General features: G+C 72.1%; 7 protein-coding genes. 6 read left to right on the forward strand and 1 reads right to left on the reverse strand.

Annotated features, from left to right (window positions below):
- Positions 1-100 precede the first annotated feature (100 nt).
- The 6 genes from ASE15_RS15455 (at position 101) to ASE15_RS15480 (ending at position 6065) form a co-directional block, all read left to right on the forward strand.
- Complete coding sequence (locus ASE15_RS15455; protein WP_082618494.1) at positions 101-1309, forward strand: polysaccharide ABC transporter ATP-binding protein; 1209 nt, start codon at positions 101-103, stop codon at positions 1307-1309.
- 2 nt (positions 1310-1311) lie between these two features.
- Positions 1312-2130, forward strand: a complete 819-nt coding sequence (locus ASE15_RS15460) for an ABC transporter permease (protein ID WP_056764177.1) — start codon at positions 1312-1314, stop codon at positions 2128-2130.
- Positions 2131-2150: 20 nt separating this feature from the next.
- Positions 2151-3338, forward strand: coding sequence for a glycosyltransferase family 4 protein (locus ASE15_RS15465; protein ID WP_056764179.1), 1188 nt, complete (start codon positions 2151-2153; stop codon positions 3336-3338).
- Positions 3335-4486, forward strand: a complete 1152-nt coding sequence (locus tag ASE15_RS15470; protein WP_056764181.1) for a GNAT family N-acetyltransferase — start codon at positions 3335-3337, stop codon at positions 4484-4486. Before ASE15_RS15465 ends, ASE15_RS15470 begins: the two co-directional genes overlap by 4 nt.
- Positions 4483-4707 (forward strand): hypothetical protein, encoded by a 225-nt coding sequence (locus ASE15_RS15475; RefSeq protein WP_056764183.1) that lies wholly within the window; start codon positions 4483-4485, stop codon positions 4705-4707. Before ASE15_RS15470 ends, ASE15_RS15475 begins: the two co-directional genes overlap by 4 nt.
- Positions 4708-4832: 125 nt before the next feature.
- Complete coding sequence (locus ASE15_RS15480) at positions 4833-6065, forward strand: GNAT family N-acetyltransferase (RefSeq protein ID WP_056764186.1); 1233 nt, start codon at positions 4833-4835, stop codon at positions 6063-6065.
- Here ASE15_RS15480 and ASE15_RS15485 read toward each other — a convergent pair.
- On the reverse strand, positions 6037-7185 hold a 1149-nt coding region (locus ASE15_RS15485; protein ID WP_235534459.1), incomplete at its 5' end, for a LamG-like jellyroll fold domain-containing protein. The genes ASE15_RS15480 and ASE15_RS15485 overlap by 29 nt on opposite strands.

The raw sequence follows: 7185 nt of genomic DNA on the forward strand, positions 1-7185 counted from the left end.
TAGTGTGCCCGTGTCGTAGAAGGCCCGGTTCTCACCGGTCGAGACTCCTCCGACCACCACACGATCCGCATCGCGCGGACACCATGCCGAAGGGGACACCGTGGCGGATCCCGCTGTTGCCGTGAAGGGCCTGGGCAAGTCCTACCGCATCGCGAAGAGCGGCTTCCGGCCGACGACCGCTGCCGAGGCTGTCATCAACCGGGTCAAGCACCCGCTGCACAAGCCCGAGTTCGAGGACTTCGAGGCGCTCAAGGACGTCAGCTTCGAGGTTCCGTGGGGCGAGGCCCTGGGCATCATCGGGCGCAACGGTGCGGGCAAGAGCACGCTCCTCAAGCTCCTGACCCGGATCACCGCACCGTCGGCGGGCCGCATCGAGCTGGGCGGCCGGGTGGGCAGCCTGCTCGAGGTCGGCACGGGCTTCCACCCCGAGCTCACGGGACGGGAGAACGTCTACCTCAACGGCACGCTGCTCGGCATGCGGCGCAAGGAGATCCAGCGCCGGTTCGACGAGATCGTGGACTTCTCGGGGGTCGAGAAGTTCCTCGAGACCCCGGTCAAGCGCTACTCGTCGGGCATGTACGTGCGCCTCGCGTTCGCGGTCGCCGCGCACCTCGAGACCGAGATCCTCGCGATCGACGAGGTCCTCGCGGTCGGCGACGCCGAGTTCCAGGCCAAGTCGCTCGCCAAGATGCGCGACGTCGCGCGCGACGGTCGCACGGTGCTGTACGTGAGCCACCAGGCGCAGACGGTCTCCGCGTTGTGCACCCGGGCGATCTACCTCGACCAGGGCAAGCTCACCTACGCGGGCAACGTCGAGGACGCCCTCGCGGAGTACCGCAACAGCTTCACGAGCTTCCACGTCGCCCAGCAGGACGCGTCCCGACGTGCCGGCACCGGCGAGCTCCGCTTCACCGAGGCGTCGATCGCCGAGGAGACCATGGAGCCCACCGAGGACAAGGTCATCGAGTTCGCGGTGAACGCCAACCCGGACCTCGTCGGCAGCTACTTCGTCTCGTGCCACGTCAACGACATGAACGGCAACATCGTCGTCCAGTGCGACTCGCGCCTCGTCGGCCTGTGGCTCGACCCGACCGTCCCGCAGCGCGGCGCACTGACCATCAAGGACCTGTGGCTCAAGCCGGGCAAGTACACGTACGACCTGTACGTGTGCAAGACCGGCATCCTCGACGCCTGGGAGGGCGCGGGGGCCTTCGAGGTCCTGCCCAACCCGCCGTACCCCGAGGTCACGTCCGACGAGGCGCTGACCCACGGCATGGTCCTGGCCGACTTCCAGTACGAGAGGTGGTGACGATGAGCAAGACCGTGATCACCCCGCCCGGGCGGTGGGACCTGCCGTCGGTCAAGGAGCTGTGGGAGGCCCGCGAGGTCCTCATCAGCTTCGGTCGGCGCGACGTCCTGCTGCGCTACCGGCAGACCGTGATCGGCGTCGCCTGGGTCATCCTGCAGCCGCTCGCCGCGGCCGGGATCTTCGCGATCGTGTTCGGTCAGGTCGCGGACCTGCCGAGCAACGGCGTCCCGTACTTCATCTTCGCCTTCGCGGGCCAGCTCGCGTGGAACGTGTTCAGCGGCGTCGCGAGCCGCTCGTCGTCCTCGCTCGTGGCGAACCAGTCGCTCGTGTCGAAGGTCTTCTTCCCGCGCATGCTCGTGCCGCTCTCGACGATCCTCGCGGTCCTCGTGGACTACGCCGTCGCGTTCGGGCTGTTCGTGATCCTGCTGTTCGTCTACGGGATCAACCCCGGCTGGCCCATCCTGCTCCTGCCGTTCTGGACGCTGCTGGCCGTGCTGCTGGGCGCCGCGATCGGGGTCGCGAGCTCGGCCGTCATGGTCAAGTACCGCGACGTCGGGTACGCCCTGCCCTGGGTCGTCCAGATCCTCATGTACGCGACCCCCGTCGCGTACTCGTTGGAGGCCGTCCCGGCGAACCTGCTGTGGATCTTCAACATCAACCCGCTCACGTGGCTGCTCGAGGGCTTCCGCTGGTCGCTGCTCGGGCAGGCGGCCCCCGAGGCGTGGCAGGTCGTCGCCCTGGTCGTGGTGTCGGGGCTCGCCTTCACGGGCGGCGCGCTGATCTTCCAGAAGCTCGAGCGTGGCTTCGCCGACGTGATCTGAGCCCGCCAGGAGGGATCTCGATGCAGCGATCCACGGACGCGGTCGACCGGCCGTACGTCCACGTCATCACGCCGGGCGACCACTACTCCCCGAGGACCGGCAGCGCTGTACCCACCGTCGTGGACGGCCTGGTCCGCGGCGCGTCCGCAGGGTCCGCGCCGTCGTCGGTCGTCGTGGCCCGTGGGACGTACCCGGACCGCTATCCCGGCGTGGACGTCGTCGAGTACCCCCAGGTCTCGGCGCGGCGCGCGGACCGCTACCTGGACGCCGCGTCGTCGCGCGTGGGCCTCCCCCGGTTCGGCGCCCGCCGCGCGTTCGCGGCCACCGTCCAGGACCAGGCGTCCTGGGCTCCGTCGTTCGTCCTGGCGCACAACGCCCCCCAGCTCGTCCCGCTCGTCGACGCGTCGCGGCACGTCCCGGTCCTGTACGCGCACAACCAGCTCCTGCGCTCCTACGGGCACCGCGAGCTGGCACGCGCGCTCGGCCAGGTCTACCGCATCGTCTGCGTCAGCGAGTTCCTGGCCGACGAGACGACGTCGTTGCTCCCACTCTCGCTCCAGGACCGTGTCGTCGTCGTGCACAACGGGGTCGACGCCCCCGCTCCCCCTCCGGTCCGCCCCCGGCCTCGGGGCGAGCGCCTGCACGTGGTCTTCGTCGGCCGCACGATCCCCGACAAGGGTGCCGACGTCCTCGTGGACGCGGTCCGTGCCCTCGCGCGCGACGACGTGCGGCTCACGGTCGTCGGCTCCGCGGGCTTCGACGCCGCAGCCCCCCTGACACCCCACGAGAAGGACCTGCGACGCCGTGCGTCCGGCGCGGTCGGCCCCGTGACGTTCACGGGCTTCCTCCCGCGCGCCGAGGCCCGCGAGGTCCTGCAGACCGCCGACGTCGTCGTCGTCCCGTCGCGCTGGGCAGAGCCCTTCGCGCTCACCGCGCTCGAGGGGATGGCCGCGGGTGCTGCGGTCGTCGCCTCGGACATCGGAGGCATCCCCGAGGCCGTCGGACCAGCGGGCATCCTCGTCGCGCCCGACGACGTCCGCGCGCTCTCGCAGGCGCTGGCCGCCCTCGCGGACGACGACTCGTTGCTCGCGCGGTCCAAGAGCGCCGGGGCCGCGCACGCCCACGACATGGACTGGTCCCGGGCTCGCGCCCGGCTGGACGCGGCGCTCGGGAGCGCTCGCGCACGGACACCCGGGGCGAGCACATGAGCCCCGTGACCTCCCGCCTCGTGCGGCTCAGCGACGTCACCCCGGCCGAGGCCGGACGGTGGGCCGACCTGGTCGACCGTGCGCTCGAGCCCAACCCCTTCCTGTCCCCCGCCTACCTGCTCTCCGCGTCCCGGTGGCTCACCCGCACCTCGGGCATCCTGCTCCTCGTCGTCGAGCGGGACGACCGCATGATCGCCCTGCTCCCCCTCAGCCGCGAGGACCGCTTCCACGGGACGCCCCTGCGGTACGCGACCACCGCGGGTGCGTTCCTCAAGGACGATGCGCCGCTGTGCGCGCCGCTGGTCGACACGGAGCAGGCGACCGTCGCGCTCGACGGGCTGCTCGGCTTCCTCGCGGACCGGCGCAACGGCGTGCCTCCGCTCGTCGAGATCACGCTCCTCCCGGGGAACGGCGGGCTCCACGAGGCGCTCCACGACGCGTGCCGACGCGCCGGGGTCCCGATGCTCGAGCGGTCCCGCTTCGAGCGGGCCTTCCTCGACCGTGCGAGCGATGCGCCCGCCCCGCGGGACGCCCTGAGCCGCTCCAAGCGCAAGCAGGTCGAGCGTCTGACCCGTCGCCTCGAGGAGGCGACGGGATCCTCTCTCGTCATGGAGGACCGCGGGGACGACGCCCGCGCGTTCGAGACCTTCGTCGCCCTGGAGGCCGCCGGCTGGAAGGGGGACGTCGACCAGGACGGCGGCGCCCTCGAGGTGACCCCGGGCGCCGTCGAGTGGTTCACCGACGTCACCGACGGGCTCCGCGAGCGCAAGAACCTCCGCCTGCTGACGCTCACGGCAGGAGAGGACGTCGTGTACATGTCCTTGCTCCTGGGCGCGGGCGGGTCTCTCTACTCCCTGATGGACACGTACGACGAACGGTTCGCGAAGTTCAGCCCCGGGGTGATCGGTCGGGTCATGGAGCAGGAGTTCGTCCTGGGAAGGACGACCGCGGACCGTTTCGACCCGTGCCTGCACCCCAAGAACGTCGGTCCGAGCGGTCTGTACCGGGACCGCCGGACGCTGGTCGGGGTCGTGCTCGCGACCCGCGGCCTCCTCCCGCGCCTCCTGGTGCGCTCGGTGCCGACCCTGCGCCGGCTGCGTGCCCGCGTCGCGGGCACGCCTCGCGAGACGCCCGAGGACGCGTCATGATCGGAACGACCTCCCGTGAAGGGCGCCCGACCATGGCATGGAACGACCGCGGGATCCTGGCCGCGACGCTGGGACACACCGGCAGGGCCTGGACCGATGCGTCGTCCGACCCGGCACCGGCCGATCCCGAGTTCCTTCGACGCATCACCTACCTCGGGCCAGAGCTCGGCTTCGAGCACCCCGGTGAGGGCCCGCCGTCGGGCCTCCCGACGGTTCGCTGACACCTCCTCTCCTCCCTCCCCGGGTCGATCGAGGATCTTCTCTCGCCCCCGCCACTCCCCCGTGCAGCCCGCAAGGGCTCGCTCCGCCGTGCGGCCCTTCGCGCCGCCTCCTCGAACGGGAACCCATGCCTTCGAACGACTCGCCCCGCCTGTCCGTCCGCCTCGCCGCAGTCTCCACGCTCGGCCCCGAGGACGTCTCCCGCTGGAGAGACCTCGCCGACCACGCCGCCGAGCCCAACGTGTTCTACGGGCCGGACTTCCTGGTCCCGACCGCCGCGCACTTCGACCCGGACCGCACCCTGCGCCTGGTGGTCGTCGAGTCGGGTGGCACGTGGCTCGCGCTCATGCCCTACGAGATGGTCCCGGCGAACCGCCGCTGGCCGCACCGGCACGCGTCGAACGACGGGCCGATCCTCAACCAGTTCACCTCGCTCGGCGTCCCGCTCCTGCGCGAGGGCGACACCCGGCGGGCCGCCACGGGCCTCGTGCGGGCCTTCCGGCGGTTCTCGCACGAGCTCGGCGGGAGCATCGAGATGGCGTTCGTCTCGGGCGACGGCCCGGGCGGTGCCGCGCTCCAGCGGGCGTTCGCGGACGAGGGGTCGAGGCTCCACGTCTGGGGCGGGGACGAACGGGCCGCGGTCCGCTTCGCCGAGGTCGAGGATCCGGGGAGCTTCGGCTACCTCCCGAGGTCGCGCGCCAAGGCCGTCCGCCGTCGGGCCCGTCGTCTCACGGAGGCCGCGGGCGTCCCGGCCGAGCTCGACTCCCTGACGCTCGACGTCGTCGAGGACCCCGCAGAGTTCCTCCGGTTCGAGCTCGAGACCTGGAAGGCCGACCCGGACCGCAACGGGGTCGGCTTCTCCCGGTTGCGCGGGGGACCCGACTGGTTCGTGGACGTCTTCCGTGCGCACGCGTCCGCCGGGCGCGCGACCCTGCTCGCCCTGCGGCCCGCGGGCGAGACCTTCTACATGGCCGCGTTCCTCCGGTCCGGAGGCACGCTCTTCGCCTGGTACGACGAGTATGCCGAGAAGTGGGCGCAGCACGCTCCGGGCGTCCTGGGGCGCCTGCTCACGGTCAAGCGGTTCGCAGCCCAGGGTGACCTCGACCTGCTCGACTCGTGCATGCACCCGTCCCTCTACCCCGACCAGAACGAGCTCTACCCCTCGCGGCTGCGCACGGTGTCCTTCACGGCCGCGCTGGGACGCTGGCCGGGGCAGCTGCTGCTCCGCGAGATCGTGGCCCTGGGGCAGCGCCGACGGGTGCTCGCGGGCCGGGTGCGCACGGCCAGGGACGAGCGCCGTTCCCGCGCCGAGCGTCCCCCGACCCGCGACGTCAGGCAGGCGGCGGAGTCTGGGTCCTGAGCGCGACGACCTCGGCAGCGCTCAGCGCACGGTCGTAGAGCCGCACGCCGTCGACGGCCCCCTTGAGCGGGAGCGTGCCGCCGGGCTGCCCACCCAGGAGCAGGGGCAGGGTGTTGACCCCGACAGTCCCCGGGCCTGCGGCCGACCCCTGCTCGACACCATCGACGTACAGCCGCATGCGTTGACCGTCGTACGTCCCCACGAGGTGCACCCAGGTGGTGCCGTTCGACGGGTACGTCGACGTGGCGTTGACCCGGTAGGTGTCCCCCGACGTCGCCTGGTTGAGACGGAGGAAGGCCTTGCCCGCGCTGGACAGCCCCAGCTCGAAGCCGTCGGTCGCGCTCGGTGAGGCCTTCTTGACGACGTACTGGGTCGCGACCTGCTCGGGCCGTACCCAGGCGGCGACGGTCAGGGCCGACGAGACGTCGAGCGCGTCCGCGTCGGGGATCGAGACCTTGCCCGTCGCGCCGTCGAACCGCACGGCAGACCGACCGCCGGCCGTGACCCACGTGGTCCCTCCGGACAGGGCTCCGACGTTGCCCCAGCCCGACGTGTCCGCGGCGGCGAGCCCCGTGCCCTCCTCGAGGTCCCAGGCCCCGCGCAGGCCGTCGGCCGGGGTCACCTGGACCCTCGCCGTGGCGACGGACGACCAGAGCCCGTTCGCGCCGACGCGGAACGTGAAGGTCGTGGTCCCGACGTAGCCGGTGGCGGGCGTGTACGTGAAGGCCCCCGTGGCGGGGTTCGTGACCACGACCGTGCCCGACGCCGGAGCGGCGACCACCTCGAACGTCAGCGCACCCCCGCTCGGCGAGCTGCCCGCGAGCGTCCCCGCGACCGCGGCACCGGCCGTGGTCGACGCCGAGACGTCCTGTGCGACGGGCGGCAGGGCCGGCTGCTCGACCGACTCGTGGAGCGACGCGACCTCCGCCGCGGTCAGCGCACGGTCGAGGAGGCGCACGGAGTCGACGGCCCCCTGGAAGGGGTACAGGCCGTCGGGCTGCGCACCGATCGTCAACGGCAGCGTGTTGACCCCGACCGAGGCCGGACCCGCGATCGAGCCCTGCTCGACACCGTCCACGTAGATCCGCAGCCGCTGACCGTCGAAGGTCCCCGCCAGGTG

It is taken from the genome of Oerskovia sp. Root22 (genome assembly GCF_001429135.1).
Taxonomy (GTDB): Bacteria; Actinomycetota; Actinomycetes; order Actinomycetales; family Cellulomonadaceae; genus Oerskovia; species Oerskovia enterophila.